Below are 16,256 nucleotides of genomic sequence, written 5' to 3' on the forward strand. Positions count from 1 at the left end.
GCCGCGATGAACCTTTTTTTTGACCGAGAGGATCACTTATTTAACTAAGCTGATACCTTCTTTGTCGATAGTGATCTTGCCAGATTTGTACAAACCACCAATTGTCTTCTTGAACGTACCTTTGCTGGTTCTGAATGCAGAGAAAATCGCTTCTGGAGAAGACTTATCATTCAAAGGCAGGAAACCGCCTTTCTTCTCAAGCAAGTCAAGAATCTTAGTGCTTAGGTCATCCATCTTAGCTACGCCAATTTTTTGAAGAGACAGATCAATCTTACCGTCTTCTTCACGAACATTTTTAATGTAGCCTTTTAGCGTTTTACCAATGAACAACTTACCGATGATGTCTGACGGGAAAATCATGCCCCAGTGTTCACCGTTCACAATCGCTTTGTAACCCAATTGGCTGCGCTCAGCGATAATTAGATCGACTTGTTCATTTTGCTTATAAGTCGCTGGCGTTTTGTCTAACCATTTGTTGAACTTCGTTGTACCAACAATACGGCTCGATGCTTTATCGATATACACATAGACTAAGATTGACTGGCCTTCGTTTAAACGACCGCGCTGCTCGCTGAAAGGAACAAGAAGGTCTTTACCTTTCACGCCCCAGCTCATGAATGCCCCCGTGCTGTTAACACCTTCAACTGTCATCAAGCCAAACTGGCCTACTTGGGCAATTGGGGTTTCAGTGGTTGCAGCGATCTGGTTGTCAGAATCAATGTATAAGAAAACATCTAGCTTTTGACCAATTTCAACACCTTCAGGAGTAAATCGTTTTGGCAGCAACACGGTTCCATAGTCGCTAGCGTCAAGGAATACACCGAAGTCTGCTTGTTTTACTACTTCTAAGTTGTTTATTTGACCAATATTAATCATCAAGATTGTCTCTACTTTAAATTTGGCGGAGATTATACGTGATCTCTGATATGCTTTCGCTAGTTTCATTCATATTTTTACATTCTAGGAGACATCGTTGATCACCGTTGATAAACAAGATGCGATAACACTAAAAATTAACCATGCCATGGCTAAGACAAAAAAGCTCGACATGGACGTTTATCTCTTCATTCCCGGTGAACTTGGACTGACTCCTGAAGTACTTTCTGAAAGTGCCTTTTTCTACAGTTCAATTACTCAAAAGCGCGCTTACTACAGTGATAAGACACTATTACCATTAGTACATAGCCGCTTGGCAAAACGTGGACGCTTATCTACCACACAATATCGTGTCAGTTTGAGTTTGTTCGCCTACCAATACGTTATCGCATTAGATAAAGCAGTAAGCAGTCTTAACAAGAATGATAGTGACGACGTAACGGCTGATGAAGTAGATGAAGTCATTGAGCTCGCATTAGACATTCTGAAAAAGCTTCGTCGTAGTATTCCTTATGAAGAGAACTTAAAGCGCTACTACGCGAATATTGATAACTACCTTTCATGGTACACAGAGCAAAAGTTCCTATCGCTGGTATCTCATATGCCACGTGGCAGTGAATATTCCACGATTAAAGATCGCCTTTTGACGCTTTGTGATAAAGAAACCGCTCACCGCAAGCTCAATCGTTACAACTCAGCTAAGGTTCGCGAAGACGTCACCCGTCTAAGTAATAAGATGCGACTGCTACGCCGTTTGATTGAGCACCCTATCGTTCTAAAAGAAAAAACCACATCGATGGGCAAGAACGTTAAACGCGCCGTAAAAGGCATTGCAACAGGTTTGGTGATGGTAGTGGTGACAACGACGGTTATCTTAGCCCGTGACTTCCTAGGAGAAATTACTGCGTCTTTCATCGTCGCGATGTCATTCATCTACGCGTTGCGTGAAATCTTCAAAGATGACTTGAGAGACATCCTTTGGCGCTGGCTTCGTAAAGGTAAGCCAAAGTGGAAGCGTCGTTACTATGATCCAACGACCAATAAATCAGTTGGTCATAAGCTTGAATGGCTGGATTATGCGAGTTTTTCTAAGCTGGCAGACCGTATTCAATCGATACGTAAGAAGCGTGTTGTGCAACGTGAAGAACAGATTCTGCACTACCGTTCTCATACAGAGATGTCGACATCAACATTCATGAGTGGTTATGAAGAGACTCGTGAAACCTTGTCTATTAGCCTAAGAGCACTGACACGCTTGATGGATAAGGGTTCAAATAAAGTGTATCGCTTGAATGAAGGGCAAGTTAGCCGTGAATCAGTAGAAAAGCGCCACTTGATCAACCTAATCATCAAAGAGAACAATCACGATAACGAACCGACCTATTACCGTTGGAAGATTGTAATGAACCGTTCAAAGATCGTGGACATCGAGCAAATCACTCAAGAATCTTAACTTTTCTAAGGTGTGTAGCACGGTATGTGGATATTCAATTCGCATACCGCTCCTTCGCTTATTCACTTATTCACTTATTCACTTATTCACTTATTCACTTATTCACTTATTCAAGCTTCCATCTATTTCCAAGCTACTTCCTAGACGGGATTTTCTTAATCGAAAGCGTTAGCGTGAACTTGGCCATTGGCTCATCGCCATGTAAAGAGGGGCAAGTCGCGATAATAGTTACGGGTTGATTCACTCTCTCCCCAGTGGACATAGTTTCTGCCAACATAGTGTTGATCAGCTCACCGTCGTTACAAGTGAAATGCACATCGCCTTCAGGCCGCTTTAAGAAGTTGCCCGTCACCTCTTTAAATGCCAACGAAATCTTTTCACCTTGCTGCTGAGATTTGCTCATCGCAAGAAAGCCACCCGCCACATCAGCACCCACAGCTAACACACCAAAATACATACTATTGAGGTGGTTCTTCGTTCGTCTTTTGAGAGGGATCTTGACCTCAACATGTTGGTTATCCAGTGCGAGCAATTTTGGTCTGCATAACCAAATCAGAGGTACTTTGAAAAAACCAAACATGCTCAAGTAGAAATTTGCTTTTTGTAGAGGGGTCAACATTTGGATTACCTAGTCAAAACAGTCATCAGACCAGTTAATCGATAAGCGATCGAGATGTCAAAAAAATGTTACAAAAAAGAGATATCATCGCAAGATGATATCTCTTTCATTCTCAGAGCATTAGCGCTTTAAGTCGCCGTATAAGGCAAGCAAATCGATTTACGCAGTCACGACCGTTGCAACACCGTCAAGGTCAGCAATATAACCTTGTAGACGTGGGTAATCCACCAAACCTTGAGTCACTAGCAGCACTGGCTTCTTCGCATGCAGCGTTGCTTTAACTATCATATCCAATAAAGTAATCACCGCTTCGTTTTGTGGGTCGAAAGCGTGTTGCTGAGCTTCATTGTGTTTGTCTACGCCTAAAGTAAAGGACGCTAAGTTATCGACATTCACTACCACGCCATCGAAGTAATGCAATAGACGTTCGCTCAGTAGCACTGCAGAAGGCACATCGCAAGAGAACAGTACTTTCAAACCATTCAGTCCGCGTGGTAAACCTTGCTCGGCAAGCAGGTCAATAATCTTAGCAGCATCGCTCAATGCACGTACATACGGCACAACCACTTCAACGTTAATACCCTGCTCTCGCAACGTTTTAATGACCTGACACTCTAAAGCAAAGGCTTTGCTGTACTCTTGTGTCGCGTAACGACCAACGCCACGAACACCTAGCGCTGGGTTTACTTCTTCAGTTTCACAGTTCCCGCCAAGCAGCGAACGGAAGCCATAGCTGTCTGCACTGCTTAGTGCGATACGAACAGAAGTATGAGTAGGTTGAACGGCAGCTTGAATGGCAATCACTAAAGTCGAAACAAAATGCTCATCAACTGATTTATCACCAAGGATTGCATCTAAAGACGTTTTTTCGATATCAGTCAAAGTATCTAAGTGGCTAGCGATACTTGGGTGGTAGAAGACACGATCCATTACCAATTCAGATAGTGAAACGTATAAATGGGTGGAATTATTATTGTCATTATAAGAAGGCAGCACATCACCTAAAACAAGTTCTGGGTGCAAAGTGCTTTGATTTTCTTGAGTCATTGCTGCTCCAGCATTTTTATGTTGTGTTCAAACGAAAATACCGATAGCTGCCTGTTAATACAAGCGAAAATCCCTTATTTGACGCTGGCCAGCTGATAAAAATAAGAATATTAGTAATAACTGAGATAACTTTGACTTAAGAGAGTTTATTCCTCTGTTCAATTCCGTTATCTTAACCACTTCGCAATAGAATAAAAAAGCTATCACATGCCATTAAAAACTGATGAGTTGAGAACCCAAGCTCTGGGTCCTATGCCAACTCCTGCCGAACTAGGCAATGCACACCCTATTACTGACGACGTTGCTGAGCGCATTAAAAATTCTCGCCGCCAAATCGAAGATATCCTAACTGGTCGTGATAACCGCCTATTAGTTATCGTAGGCCCTTGCTCTGTTCACGATACAGATGCGGCACTTGATTACGCTGAGCGCCTAAGTCAGATTCAAGACCAGTACAAAGATGAACTGTTCGTTGTAATGAGAACCTACTTTGAGAAGCCTCGCACCGTTGTAGGCTGGAAAGGTTTGATTACCGATCCTAACCTTGATGGTTCATACGCACTTGAAACTGGTCTAAACAAAGCTCGTAAGCTTCTGTTAGATATCAACAAGCTTGGCTTGGCTACTGCGACTGAATTCCTTGATATGATCACAGGTCAGTACATTGCTGACCTTATCACTTGGGGCGCAATTGGTGCTCGTACGACTGAATCTCAGATTCACCGTGAAATGGCTTCTGCACTGTCTTGCCCTGTTGGCTTCAAGAACGCGACCAACGGCAACATCAAGATTGCTATCGATGCAATTCGTGCTGCACATGCTTCACACTACTTCTACTCACCAGATAAGAACGGCCGCATGACGGTTTACCGTACTTCTGGCAACCCATACGGTCACGTTATTCTACGTGGTGGTGATAAAGGCCCTAACTTCGACGCTGAATCAGTAGATGTAGCATGTAAGCAACTGGCTGAATTCGACCTACCGCAACGTTTGGTTGTAGACTTTAGCCACGCTAACTGTCAGAAACAACACCGTAAACAGTTAGAAGTTGCACAAGACATTTGTGAGCAAATCAAATCTAACAAGAACCAAATTGCAGGCATCATGGCAGAAAGCTTCATTATTGAAGGCAACCAGCCGATGACAGATATCAATAACCTAGAGTATGGCAAGTCGATTACTGACCCATGCCTGAGCTGGGAAGATACTGCAACAATGCTAGACATGCTTGCAACAGCAATTAAAGATAGAAACTTAGCTTAAGGAAACAACACAATGCCATCATTTGACATTATCTCTGAAGTAGAAGCAGTAGAACTGCGTAACGCGGTAGACAACGCAAACCGTGAACTATCGACTCGTTTCGATTTCCGCGGCGTTGAAGCAAGCTTTGATTACAAAGATGAATCAGTAAAATTGACTGCTCAAGACGATTTTCAACTGAAGCAAATGCGCGATATCCTTCGCAGCAACCTAACGAAGCGCAATGTTGATCCTAACGCGATGGAAGCGAAAGCAGCAGACCAAACAGGTCGCACTTGGCACCAAACGGTTATCTTTAAGCAAGGCATTGAAACAGATGTAGCTAAGAAGATCGTTAAACTAATCAAAGACAACAAAGTTAAAGTTCAAGCTTCTATCCAAGGTGACAAAGTTCGTGTAACTGGTAAGAAGCGTGACGATCTACAAGCTGTAATGGCTTTGGTTCGCAACGGTGAACTTGGTCAACCTTTCCAGTTTGACAACTTCCGCGACTAATTTCTGAGTTTGAGCAACCTCTTATTTGGGATGCTCATTCATTAATACAATGTCGTGTTTGAAACAGCAAAAAGCCACTTCTTTATAAGAAGTGGCTTTTTATTCATCGGGCCAGTTTCATCGAAAACCTAGCTTATAATCCGCCATCTCAACTGAGCACTTTGGCGGCTGACAGTTTAAGATCTTTACCGACCAACAGATTAAACTCTACGCTTGCTGGTGGAATAAACACACACACTCGCAGTTTCTCTGATCTTGCCTGCTCAAGCTTGGTCGATAGCTCTACGCTATTAGCATAGCCCTCTCTTTCTGCATCTCGGCGGCACAGGTCGACAAATTCAAATGGACAATCGCTCGGAGAAAGCACTAACTCGGCCTCTTGCATCAAACGTAAAGCCTTCATAGACAGCAACTCGACGTCTTGTTCGAATTCAATCCAAGTGACTTGCCCTTCGTTATCAATGCCTTCCGTTAGCGCTCGTTGGTAATATGACTCTAACTGCTCTCTGTCATTCACCTGCTCGATAAAACTGGATGACAAGAATCGCTCCCAAAACTTACGACGCTCGTCGACGGTTGGGAATGACTCTTTGATCGAATTGCGTTTTGATGCACCAAAATCTGCTATCAAACCAATGTTTTGTGGCAATACCGTTTCGAGTTTTTCTCTGATATTTCTGACCAAAACAGGTGATGCACCGCCACTAGAGATGGCAATTTGGATTCTGCCGCGATTTATCATCGAAGGTGTAATGAAATCGCAGTAAGGTAGATCATCAACCACATTGACTAAAATACCCAGTTTTTTCGCATCATTATACACTTGGTGATTCAAGCTTGGGTTGTCTGTTGTAGCCCAAACCTGTAAGTAATTTTTCGATATGATCTGTGACGAGTAAAAGTTTTGAACCCAGTGAAGTTTGTTCTCATCGACTAGCTGCTTTAAGTAAGGCGCTACCTTGGGGGAAACCAAAGTCACATCAGCACCAGCTCGCAGCAAACTATCAACTTTACGGCAAGCAACCTCACCCCCACCAACCACTAAGATTGGCTTATTTTCTACATCCAAAAACATTGGGAAATAACGCATGTTCTTCCTTGAGACGACTTCAATAACTATTCAGCCATGCTACCAAATTTGGAGCATATTCATAACTATCGAAGTGTAATAAAAATATTTATTGACCAAATTTCAATCTTTTTTAAGGTTAATGCTCCACCACTGTGACATTCATTCAGAATATTTATCTATTGGTTTATCAATATAAAAATCTAAATCTCGTTGCACCAACAGTGTGAACCGTTGCACTATTTACATTCAGTTAACATTTGGTCATTCTAATTGTGTTCGGATTTGTGATTTCATTCAAAATTCTTTTTAAATTATACATTTGTGAAACTACGGATCCTTTCCTAACCTTATAAACAGTTGTTTAAATCGCACACAGTTTCATTTGCAAAATGCAACTCGTTTAATTTGAACAACAAGGTCATAGAAAACGCAACACACAAGAGAAACTCAAACGAGCACGAGTATCAGGTGTCACCTGGTTAACAAGGAAGGATACAAATGACAAATAAACTAACACTTCTTGCTTCAGTAGTAGCTGCATCAACTGCGATGATGGCAACATCGGCATCAGCGGCAGAAAGCACTCTGGACAAAGTCACATCTCAAGGTTTTCTAACTTGTGGTGTAAGTACCGGTCTTCCAGGGTTCTCTAACCCTAACTCAAAAGGTGAATGGGAAGGAATTGATGTTGAGTATTGTCAAGCTCTTGCAGCGGCTGTACTCGGTGACAAGACCAAAGTTAAGTATGTACCTCTAACAGCAAAAGAGCGTTTTACTGCGCTTCAATCTGGTGAAATCGACGTACTATCTCGTAACACAACATGGACATTACATCGTGACACTGCTTTAGGTCTGAACTTCGTAGGCGTTAACTACTACGACGGTCAAGGCTTCATGGTTAAGAAAGAACTAGGCCTGACAAGCGCACAAGAGCTTGATGGCGCTTCTGTATGTGTTCAATCAGGTACAACAACTGAACTTAACCTAGCCGATTACTTCCGTAACAGCGGCATGTCTTACAAGCCAGTGGTATTCGATACGGCAGCACAAACATCTAAAGGTTTCGACGCAGGTCGTTGTGACGTGCTCACTACCGACCAATCTGGTCTATACGCACTTCGCCTAAACCTAGCTGATCCTAAATCTGCAGAAGTACTACCTGAAATCATCTCTAAAGAGCCTCTAGGTCCTGTTGTTCGTCAAGATGATGATAAATGGTTTAACGTTGCTAAATGGACACTTTCAGCAATGATCAACGCCGAAGAATACGGCATCTCTTCTAAAAATGCAGACGAAATGCTTAAGTCAAAAGACCCAAACATCAAACGTATTCTTGGTGTAGACGGTCCTAAAGGTAAAGGCCTTGGCATTCGTGACGACTGGGGTTACCAAGTAATTAAACAAGTTGGTAACTACGGTGAGAGTTTTGAACGTACTGTTGGTACAGGTTCTCCACTTCAAATCTCTCGTGGTGTAAATGCATTATGGAATGCGGGCGGCTTTATGTACGCTCCACCAATCCGTTAATAGCGCCTACGTGATTACTTGTTCGAAACGTTGCTATCGCGCATATCTTGTGTGGTAGCAACAAACAGAAAATGAATATTTGAGTAACACGATTTAGGGCGGTTTATCCGCCCTAACTGTTAAATGGATTTGAGGTTATTGCAGTATGAAACCTAACAACACTCTTACTCCTTCCCAGGAAAAGCCTGAAGCAAAAAGTGCCAACCTTCTATATAACCCGACTTTTCGATCTGTTATTTTTCAGATTATCGCTGTCGGAGCACTCGGCGCTTTCTTCTACACCATAGTAAATAACGCCCTTACCAACCTTGATGCCCGAGGTATTGCCACTGGTTTTGATTTTTTGAGTCAAGAAGCCGGTTTTGGTATCGGATTAACGCTCGTCGAGTATGACGAAACCTTCTCTTATGGTCGAACGTTCGTCGTCGGCTTATTAAATACCGCCCTAGTCTCAGTACTCGGTATTATTCTAGCCACCGTTCTTGGCTTCAGTATGGGTATCGCTCGCTTATCTTCTAACTGGTTGGTTAGTAGATGTGCGGCGGTTTACATTGAAATCTTCCGAAATATCCCTCTATTACTCCAAATTTTCTTTTGGTATTTCGCTGTTCTTCAAGCTCTTCCATCCGCACGTCAAAGTCTGAGTTTGGGTGAAGCTATCTTCTTGAACGTTCGTGGATTGTATTTCCCAGCTCCGGTTTTAGAGCAAGGGAGCAGCTTCGTTATCGCTGCCTTCGTTATCGGCGTTATTGCTACGGTAATCATCAACATTTGGGCAAACAACAAGCAAAAGCTGACAGGCCAGCAAACACCGATGTTACGTATTGCAATTAGCTTGATCGTTGGTCTGCCTCTGGTTGTTTATTTTGTGATGGGTATGCCTATTTCGGCGGAGTACCCTGCTCTAAAAGGCTTCAACTTTAAAGGCGGTATCAGCATCATTCCTGAGCTTGCAGCTCTTGTGTTAGCTCTCAGTATCTATACGGCTTCTTTCATTGCAGAGATCGTTCGTTCGGGTATTAATGCGGTGAACCACGGTCAAACAGAGGCTGCAATGTCTTTAGGGCTGCCACGTTCTCGTACACTTAAGCTGGTTATCATCCCGCAAGCTTTACGTATCATCATTCCACCGCTTACTAGCCAATACTTGAACTTAACCAAGAACTCTTCGTTAGCGATGGCGATTGGTTACCCTGACCTAGTTTCTGTATTCGCAGGCACAACGCTTAACCAAACCGGTCAAGCAATTGAAATCATTGCCATGACCATGGGCGTTTACCTCACTCTAAGCTTATTGACCTCCGCGTTAATGAATATCTATAACCGTAAAGTAGCATTGGTGGAGAGATAATATGAGCACACATCAATTTCAACCTGACCTTCCGCCTCCAGCGAATACTGTTGGCATGGTTGGTTGGTTAAGGAAAAATCTCTTTAACGGCCCTGTTAATAGCGTGGTGACACTAATTTTAGGTTACATCGCGTTTTCATTACTTTGGGCAACTTTTGACTGGGCGTTTTTAAATGCTGATTGGGTTGGTACAACTCGTGATGCGTGTACCAGTGACGGTGCTTGCTGGGTATTCATCAGTGTTCGTTGGGATCAGTTCATGTACGGCTTTTATCCTGAAGCTGAACTATGGCGACCTCGCCTTTTCTACGCAACTTTGGCTATTTTTGTCGCTTTATTGGCTTACGAAAAAACACCTAAGCGTACGTGGATTTGGTTGTTCTTCGTAAACATCTACCCATTTATCATTGCTGGGTTGCTATACGGTGGTATATTTGGACTAGAAGTTGTGGATACCCACAAATGGGGCGGTCTACTGGTTACATTAATCATCGCGTTAGTTGGTATTGTCGTTTCGCTTCCTATCGGTGTGGCATTAGCACTCGGTCGTCGCTCAGAAATGCCGATTATTCGCAGTATCTGTACTGTGTATATCGAAATCTGGCGTGGCGTTCCTCTTATTACTGTGCTGTTCATGGCATCGGTAATGTTACCTCTATTCTTAGCTGCAGGTTCTGAAACCGATAAGCTAATCCGTGCCCTCGTTGGTGTGGTGTTGTTTAGTGCCGCTTATATGGCGGAGGTTATTCGTGGTGGTCTTCAAGCGATTCCAAAAGGCCAATACGAAGCTGCTGATGCACTTGGTTTAACCTATTGGAAAAAGATGGGACTAATTATTCTTCCTCAAGCGTTGAAAATCACTATTCCATCAATCGTGAACACATTCATCGGCCTATTTAAAGACACCAGTCTGGTACTTATCATCGGTATGTTCGATGTGTTAGGTATTGGCCAAGCAGCGAATACCGACCCAGAGTGGTTAGGCTTCGCTACAGAAAGTTATGTATTTGTCGCGTTAGTGTTCTGGGTGTTTTGTTTTGGTATGTCGAGATATTCGATATGGCTAGAGAACAGACTTCACACCGGTCACAAACGATAATTAACAAGATCAAGGACGTATTATGACGCAGCAAACAGAAAACAACTCTCAAGGTCTTATGATCGAGTTGAAAGACATGAACAAGTGGTACGGTGAGTTTCACGTACTTAAAAACATCAATCTAGAAGTTAAAAAAGGCGAGAAAATCGTTATCTGTGGCCCTTCAGGCTCTGGTAAGTCAACGATGATCCGTTGCATCAACCGACTAGAAGAACACCAAAAAGGTCACATTTTCGTTTCAGGTAATGAATTGACCGAAGATCTCAAGAACATCGAAGCTGTTCGACGAGATGTAGGTATGTGTTTCCAACACTTCAATTTGTTTCCGCATCTTACGGTATTAGAGAACTGTACTCTCGCCCCTATCTGGGTCAAAAAAATGCCGAAAGAAGAAGCCGAAGCGATTGCTATGAAGTACCTAGAGCGCGTAAAAATCCCTGAGCAAGCGGACAAGTTCCCAGGTCAGCTTTCAGGTGGTCAACAACAGCGTGTAGCGATTGCTCGTTCTTTGTGTATGAACCCTCAAGTAATGCTGTTTGATGAGCCAACATCTGCACTCGACCCGGAGATGGTTCGTGAGGTGTTAGACGTAATGGTTGAACTTGCAGAAGAAGGCATGACGATGCTTTGTGTAACGCACGAGATGGGCTTTGCTAAAGAGGTCGCAGATCGCGTTATCTTCATGGATGCCGGTGAAATCATAGAAGAAAACAACCCTGTCGACTTCTTTGAAAATCCACAATCAGACAGAACGCAGAACTTCTTAAGCCAAATTTTACACCACTAATGTGTTACGATGCATAAACGATAGAGGCGGCTTAGGTCGCCTCTTTGTTTTCAGTGTTATAATTACGTTTTAAAGATTCTAAACAGCAATTCAGTGCGCTAAAAATCGAACATTGAATCTCGACTGCACTTTAAGAAATACTTTGTTACACCTTCAGAAACACTTAACCGACTATTTTGATTATTATTTTACGTATACAAGAGGAATGAGAGACTTGATTTTTCGAACTTTCAACCCCATAAATGTACTAATAACTATTGAAGTCACCTTACGAGGAAGATTATGAACAGCCCTATGTTTTCACGCACAGCATCTCAAGAAAGTGCTCTGCAAACCAATAAAGTGTTGCGTAACACCTACGCACTACTGTCTATGACACTACTTTGGTCTGCTGTTGTAGCAGGCGTATCCATGGCGATGAACCTTCCTCGCCCGGGTCTTATCATTATGCTAGTTGGCTTTTACGGCCTACTTTTCCTAACAGAAAAGAACCGTGACAACAGCATGGGTCTAGTCTTCACATTCCTATTTACGGGTTTCTTAGGCTACACCATCGGTCCAATCTTAAACATGTACGTTGGCGCAGGCATGGGTGACGTCATCCTAACTGCACTTGGCGGTACAGCACTGGCATTTATGGGTGCATCAGCTTACGCACTAACAACTAAGCGTGACCTGTCGTTCCTTAACGGCATGCTACTAGCTGGTTTCGTAGTACTGCTTGTAGGTATGGTTGCAAACATCTTCCTACAAATGCCTCTACTATCATTGGCAATGAGCGGTATGTTCATCCTATTCTCGACAGGTGTTATCTTGCTTACAACGCAAAACATCATTCGCGGTGGTGAAACAAACTACATCTCAGCAACGATCAGCTTGTACGTATCGATCTACAACATCTTCATCAGCCTACTAAGCATCCTAGGCATCATGGGCAGCGACGACTAATCGCTCCTATCATTGAAGAATATCTAGCCCAAGAGCCTATCTCTTGGGCTTTTTTGCATCTATAAGTGCGATATTTCTATAGATAGCTACAATTTCTGTTGAGAAAGATAAACTTGGTCATGTACCCTATCCGCATAGTTAATTGGATCCTGGATTAAACATGTTTGAATATAACGGCAAGCAAATCGAAACCGACGCTCAAGGCTACCTATTGGATTACACACAATGGGAAGAAGGTATGATTGAAATTCTTGCTCAAGACGAGGCTATTGAACTTACCGATGCACACCTAGAAGTCGTCCATTTTGTAAGGAGCTTTTACGAAGAGTTCAATACCTCACCAGCGGTTCGTATGCTAGTTAAAGCGATGGAAAAAGCGCACGGCCCAGAAAAAGGTAACAGCAAGTACCTATTCAAGTTATTCAAAAAAGGGCCGGCAAAACAAGCAACCAAGCTCGCCGGTTTACCTAAACCAGCAAAGTGCTTGTAAAACCTAACTCACTTTAGGTTATTTAGTTACGCTCGATATAAATACTGTAGTGCTATAACTACAGTATTTTAAACTCCCCAACACGTATGTTCTGTTGCTCACTTTCTTTAATTTGACGCATCACTACGTTGTCTACTGTCGCGCTTGAAGGGCCAATGTTAAGCCAAGCATGTAGCTTCTCTATTTGCTGACTCTCTCCGACAGCTAATACTTCAACTCGACCATCATTTAAGTTCTTTGCATAGCCAAAGAGACCTAGAGTTTGCGCCTGTCTACTGGTGTGATAACGAAACCCAACACATTGAACTACGCCTGATACGACAAAAATATATTGCGAACTTTCCATAACGTTGCCTCATAAATTGTATGAATGATATAGTTTAGCTTCTATTCATTCACCGCTTATTGGTGGACTTACTTCGAGTATAACGATTATGAAAGAAATCCCATTTCGTTGGATTGACAAATATCTCATTCACCTAAAAATCCAAGAAAAGTTCTATCTACTCTTCTTATTGCCTCTTCTTGCCCTGGTTATATTAACTCTCGTTTTAGATAGCGCCGCGGACTCTTTACTTGCTCACCTTTATCAAGAAGAAATGCTCTTGATGAAAGGGCTTATCGAAGCCGGCCAACTCACTAAAGAGCAAGTAGCTCAGCTTGTTAGCAACTCTGAAACCATCTCTTTAGGTTACGGGGCTGGTTCTGTTTCGGTGATGAATGGTGCATTCAGTCTAGTTGCTAACCATGATCAAAACCTTTGGTCTGCTCTATCGACGACTCAGGTTTCTATCATCGCTGTAACCCTAACGCTGATAGCGCTAGGTGTTTACTACATCATGACCTTCATTGGCGGTGCGATGTTCTCAATGAATAAAGCCTTGAACACTCTAGCGAATGGCGACTTAACATGCCGCATGAACTACTTCTTAGTTCGTGACGAGTTCAGTGAAATCGCGATTACAATCGACAAAGTCGCCGAGCGTGAACAAAACATGGTTCTATCAATCCAAGAGTCTGTTGCTCTCATGCAGCAAATCAGCTCGGACTTGAACCAGTCAACACAACAAAGTTCAGACATCTCAGGTAACCAGCAGGAACACCTGAATAGCCTGGCAAGTGCAACTGAGCAAATGGCTGCTACGATTCGCGAAGTTGCAACTCTTGCCCATGCGTCTAGTTCACAAACCATGGACGCTCGCGGTGTTGCTCAAAGTGGTCAAGTCAAGGTTTCAAATACATTGGAGTCTATCTCTAACCTATCTCAAGAGATCCAATCCGCTTCACAAGCAGTAGAAGAGCTTGATGCCAACGCGGCGCAGATCGATGAAGTGGTCGCAACCATCAATGGCATTTCAGAGCAGACTAACCTATTGGCACTGAATGCTGCCATAGAGGCTGCACGTGCAGGCGAGCAAGGTCGTGGATTCGCTGTTGTTGCCGATGAAGTTCGTGCCCTTGCTGGTCGTACTCAACAAGCAACGGTTGAAATCCAAAGTATGATTGAGTCATTACAACGTAACAGCCAATCACTGACCAAACTGATGGAAGTAACGGTAAACAATGCTGGTGAAGGCCAAACACTGATGTCGGAAGTGAACGTTGAGATCGGTTCATTAGCTGAAAAGAACCAGTCTATTTCAGATAGCAGCACTCAAATTGCTACCGCGGCTGAAGAACAAGGCGTAGTCGCTGACAACATTGCACAAAGTGTTGAAGAGATTCGTCATCAATCAGACAGTATCTGCGAGATGATCAGTAAGAGTAATTCCAATGTCGACCAACTTCGTAAACAAAGCGATACGATGGAAGGTTTGCTGACAGGTCTTAAAGCTTAATACTGATATCCAACCACTAAGTGTTGATTAATCATTACTAGGGCTGCTTCTGCAGCCCTTTCTTATTTGCTTTTCACCTGTACTTCCCCGACAATACCCCTCCTTCAAATTCAACAAACAGAGTAAATTATGACTCCTTCAATTCATCTAGCTAAAGGCCGAGATAAATCACTACGCCGCAAACACCCTTGGGTATTTTCTCGCGGTATCGATAAGGTCGAAGGCGAACCAAAACAAGGTGAAACTGTAGACGTATATGCTCAAAATGGTCAGTGGCTTGCAAAAGCGGCTTACTCACCAGAATCTCAAATTCGAGCTCGTGTTTGGACATTTGAAAAAGAAGAGATCAACAAGGCGTTCTTCGTAAAACGAATTCAAGACGCACAGTCTTTACGTGAAGACATCATTGAGCGTGATGGTCTAACGGGCTACCGCCTAACGGCCGCAGAGTCTGATGGCTTGCCAGGTATCACAATCGACAAATACCAAGACTTCCTTGTTTGCCAACTGCTAAGTGCTGGCGCTGAGTTTAACAAAAGCGTGTTGGTTGAAGCGTTAATCGAGTGCTTCCCTGACTGTAACATCTACGAGCGTTCAGACGTGGCAGTTCGTAAGAAAGAAGGCTTAGAACAAGTTGTTGGCGTTCTTCACGGTGAAGAACCACCGAAGTCAATTGTGATTGAAGAGAATGGCGTTAAAATCAGTGTGAACATCATGGAAGGCCACAAAACGGGCTTCTACATGGACCAACGTGATAGCCGCAAAGAATCTATGAAGTACGTTAAAGGTAAAGATGTCCTTAACTGTTTCTCATACACAGGTGGTTTTGGCCTTTACGCACTAAAAGGCGACGCGAAGCGTGTTATCAACGCTGACGTATCTCAACTCGCTCTTGATACCGCTAAGTTCAACGCTGAACTTAACGAGTTTGATATCTCGAAAAAGCGCGCTGTATTCCTAAACGCCGACGTATTCAAACTGCTTCGAGAATACCGCGACCAAGGCACTAAGTTTGACGTCGTTATCATGGATCCACCAAAGTTCGTTTCAAGTAAGAACAACCTGACATCAGGCGCAAACGGCTATAAAGATGTTAACATGCTAGCTATGCAAATCCTGAAACCTGGCGGTACTCTACTTACCTATTCTTGCTCAGGCTTAATGGGCACTGACCTGTTCCAAAAGATCATTGCCGATGCTGCTCTCGATGCTGGACGCACGGTTAAATTCATAGAGCGCTTCGAGCAAGCTGCAGACCATCTAACAGACACAGCTTACCCTGAAGGTTTCTACCTAAAAGGTTTTGCTTGTAAGGTTTTATAATAGCCACTAAAAATAAAAACCACCTATAAAAAGGTGGTTTCTTTTTGAACAAGAGGCCGAAGCTT

16 protein-coding genes are annotated in these 16,256 nt (G+C 43.1%); 11 read left to right on the forward strand and 5 right to left on the reverse strand.

All coding sequences use genetic code 11. The annotated features are described in order from the left end of the window. Window positions 1-36: 36 nt before the first annotated feature. Window positions 37-945: a S1-like domain-containing RNA-binding protein gene (locus tag BCT34_RS01770; protein ID WP_174571142.1), complete on the reverse strand. Its 909-nt coding sequence runs from the start codon at window positions 943-945 to the stop codon at window positions 37-39. Window positions 946-973: 28 nt separating this feature from the next. Between BCT34_RS01770 and BCT34_RS01775 the strand changes: the two genes are divergently transcribed. Further along, window positions 974-2,329: a hypothetical protein gene (locus BCT34_RS01775; RefSeq protein ID WP_076652638.1), complete on the forward strand. Its 1,356-nt coding sequence runs from the start codon at window positions 974-976 to the stop codon at window positions 2,327-2,329. A gap of 133 nt (window positions 2,330-2,462) precedes the next feature. Here the strand turns inward: BCT34_RS01775 and BCT34_RS01780 are convergent, their stop codons facing one another. Both BCT34_RS01780 and BCT34_RS01785 read right to left on the reverse strand, forming a co-directional pair. Then, complete coding sequence (locus tag BCT34_RS01780; protein WP_076652636.1) at window positions 2,463-2,948, reverse strand: DUF4442 domain-containing protein; 486 nt, start codon at window positions 2,946-2,948, stop codon at window positions 2,463-2,465. Window positions 2,949-3,107: 159 nt separating this feature from the next. Continuing rightward, window positions 3,108-3,995, reverse strand: coding sequence for a putative PEP-binding protein (locus tag BCT34_RS01785; protein WP_076652633.1), 888 nt, complete (start codon window positions 3,993-3,995; stop codon window positions 3,108-3,110). A 207-nt stretch (window positions 3,996-4,202) separates the two neighbouring features. Between BCT34_RS01785 and BCT34_RS01790 the strand changes: the two genes are divergently transcribed. After that, window positions 4,203-5,261 (forward strand): 3-deoxy-7-phosphoheptulonate synthase, encoded by a 1,059-nt coding sequence (locus BCT34_RS01790; RefSeq protein ID WP_076652630.1) that lies wholly within the window; start codon window positions 4,203-4,205, stop codon window positions 5,259-5,261. 12 nt (window positions 5,262-5,273) lie between these two features. Beyond that, window positions 5,274-5,756, forward strand: a complete 483-nt coding sequence (locus tag BCT34_RS01795; RefSeq protein ID WP_076652627.1) for a YajQ family cyclic di-GMP-binding protein — start codon at window positions 5,274-5,276, stop codon at window positions 5,754-5,756. Window positions 5,757-5,904: 148 nt separating this feature from the next. Here BCT34_RS01795 and BCT34_RS01800 read toward each other — a convergent pair whose 3' ends face one another. Further along, window positions 5,905-6,846 (reverse strand): bifunctional precorrin-2 dehydrogenase/sirohydrochlorin ferrochelatase, encoded by a 942-nt coding sequence (locus BCT34_RS01800; protein ID WP_076652624.1) that lies wholly within the window; start codon window positions 6,844-6,846, stop codon window positions 5,905-5,907. Window positions 6,847-7,326: 480 nt separating this feature from the next. Between BCT34_RS01800 and BCT34_RS01805 the strand changes: the two genes are divergently transcribed. The 6 genes from BCT34_RS01805 to BCT34_RS01830 all read left to right on the forward strand — a co-directional run bounded on the left by BCT34_RS01805 (window position 7,327) and on the right by BCT34_RS01830 (window position 13,030). Further along, window positions 7,327-8,355: an amino acid ABC transporter substrate-binding protein gene (locus BCT34_RS01805; protein WP_048610904.1), complete on the forward strand. Its 1,029-nt coding sequence runs from the start codon at window positions 7,327-7,329 to the stop codon at window positions 8,353-8,355. 145 nt (window positions 8,356-8,500) lie between these two features. Further along, on the forward strand, window positions 8,501-9,706 hold the full coding sequence (locus BCT34_RS01810; protein ID WP_076652622.1) for an amino acid ABC transporter permease: 1,206 nt from the start codon (window positions 8,501-8,503) through the stop codon (window positions 9,704-9,706). A gap of 1 nt (window position 9,707) precedes the next feature. Next, window positions 9,708-10,805: an amino acid ABC transporter permease gene (locus BCT34_RS01815; RefSeq protein ID WP_076652619.1), complete on the forward strand. Its 1,098-nt coding sequence runs from the start codon at window positions 9,708-9,710 to the stop codon at window positions 10,803-10,805. 22 nt (window positions 10,806-10,827) lie between these two features. Continuing rightward, window positions 10,828-11,592, forward strand: a complete 765-nt coding sequence (locus BCT34_RS01820; RefSeq protein ID WP_017059704.1) for an amino acid ABC transporter ATP-binding protein — start codon at window positions 10,828-10,830, stop codon at window positions 11,590-11,592. A gap of 282 nt (window positions 11,593-11,874) precedes the next feature. Then, the gene (locus BCT34_RS01825; protein WP_017057206.1) at window positions 11,875-12,540 is read left to right on the forward strand and encodes a Bax inhibitor-1/YccA family protein; all 666 of its coding nucleotides are present in this window, start codon (window positions 11,875-11,877) and stop codon (window positions 12,538-12,540) included. A 160-nt stretch (window positions 12,541-12,700) separates the two neighbouring features. Continuing rightward, window positions 12,701-13,030 (forward strand): TusE/DsrC/DsvC family sulfur relay protein, encoded by a 330-nt coding sequence (locus BCT34_RS01830; RefSeq protein WP_017057205.1) that lies wholly within the window; start codon window positions 12,701-12,703, stop codon window positions 13,028-13,030. 58 nt (window positions 13,031-13,088) lie between these two features. Here BCT34_RS01830 and yccX read toward each other — a convergent pair whose 3' ends face one another. Beyond that, window positions 13,089-13,376 carry an acylphosphatase gene (gene yccX, locus BCT34_RS01835; protein ID WP_076652617.1) on the reverse strand — a complete coding sequence of 96 codons (288 nt, stop codon included), beginning with the start codon at window positions 13,374-13,376 and terminating at the stop codon, window positions 13,089-13,091. A gap of 88 nt (window positions 13,377-13,464) precedes the next feature. Between yccX and BCT34_RS01840 the strand changes: the two genes are divergently transcribed. Beyond that, window positions 13,465-14,868: a methyl-accepting chemotaxis protein gene (locus tag BCT34_RS01840; RefSeq protein WP_076652615.1), complete on the forward strand. Its 1,404-nt coding sequence runs from the start codon at window positions 13,465-13,467 to the stop codon at window positions 14,866-14,868. A 129-nt stretch (window positions 14,869-14,997) separates the two neighbouring features. Beyond that, window positions 14,998-16,191: a class I SAM-dependent methyltransferase gene (locus BCT34_RS01845; protein WP_076652612.1), complete on the forward strand. Its 1,194-nt coding sequence runs from the start codon at window positions 14,998-15,000 to the stop codon at window positions 16,189-16,191. Window positions 16,192-16,256: the final 65 nt, after the last annotated feature.

Origin of the sequence: Vibrio sp. 10N.261.45.E2, from assembly GCF_002875705.1 — a bacterium.
Taxonomy (GTDB): domain Bacteria; phylum Pseudomonadota; class Gammaproteobacteria; order Enterobacterales; family Vibrionaceae; genus Vibrio.

What these genes read in the sequence shown, in the direction of transcription:
- BCT34_RS01800 (WP_076652624.1), bottom strand. Translation starts at nt 6,846, where the DNA reads ATGCGTTATTTCCCAATGTTTTTGGATGTAGAAAATAAGCCAATCTTA.
- BCT34_RS01805 (WP_048610904.1), top strand. Translation starts at nt 7,327, where the DNA reads ATGACAAATAAACTAACACTTCTTGCTTCAGTAGTAGCTGCATCAACT.
- BCT34_RS01815 (WP_076652619.1), top strand. Translation starts at nt 9,708, where the DNA reads ATGAGCACACATCAATTTCAACCTGACCTTCCGCCTCCAGCGAATACT.
- BCT34_RS01845 (WP_076652612.1), top strand. Translation starts at nt 14,998, where the DNA reads ATGACTCCTTCAATTCATCTAGCTAAAGGCCGAGATAAATCACTACGC.
- BCT34_RS01820 (WP_017059704.1), top strand. Translation starts at nt 10,828, where the DNA reads ATGACGCAGCAAACAGAAAACAACTCTCAAGGTCTTATGATCGAGTTG.
- BCT34_RS01780 (WP_076652636.1), bottom strand. Translation starts at nt 2,948, where the DNA reads ATGTTGACCCCTCTACAAAAAGCAAATTTCTACTTGAGCATGTTTGGT.
- BCT34_RS01785 (WP_076652633.1), bottom strand. Translation starts at nt 3,995, where the DNA reads ATGACTCAAGAAAATCAAAGCACTTTGCACCCAGAACTTGTTTTAGGT.
- BCT34_RS01825 (WP_017057206.1), top strand. Translation starts at nt 11,875, where the DNA reads ATGAACAGCCCTATGTTTTCACGCACAGCATCTCAAGAAAGTGCTCTG.
- BCT34_RS01795 (WP_076652627.1), top strand. Translation starts at nt 5,274, where the DNA reads ATGCCATCATTTGACATTATCTCTGAAGTAGAAGCAGTAGAACTGCGT.
- BCT34_RS01770 (WP_174571142.1), bottom strand. Translation starts at nt 945, where the DNA reads ATGAAACTAGCGAAAGCATATCAGAGATCACGTATAATCTCCGCCAAA.
- BCT34_RS01810 (WP_076652622.1), top strand. Translation starts at nt 8,501, where the DNA reads ATGAAACCTAACAACACTCTTACTCCTTCCCAGGAAAAGCCTGAAGCA.
- BCT34_RS01840 (WP_076652615.1), top strand. Translation starts at nt 13,465, where the DNA reads ATGAAAGAAATCCCATTTCGTTGGATTGACAAATATCTCATTCACCTA.
- yccX (WP_076652617.1), bottom strand. Translation starts at nt 13,376, where the DNA reads ATGGAAAGTTCGCAATATATTTTTGTCGTATCAGGCGTAGTTCAATGT.
- BCT34_RS01790 (WP_076652630.1), top strand. Translation starts at nt 4,203, where the DNA reads ATGCCATTAAAAACTGATGAGTTGAGAACCCAAGCTCTGGGTCCTATG.
- BCT34_RS01830 (WP_017057205.1), top strand. Translation starts at nt 12,701, where the DNA reads ATGTTTGAATATAACGGCAAGCAAATCGAAACCGACGCTCAAGGCTAC.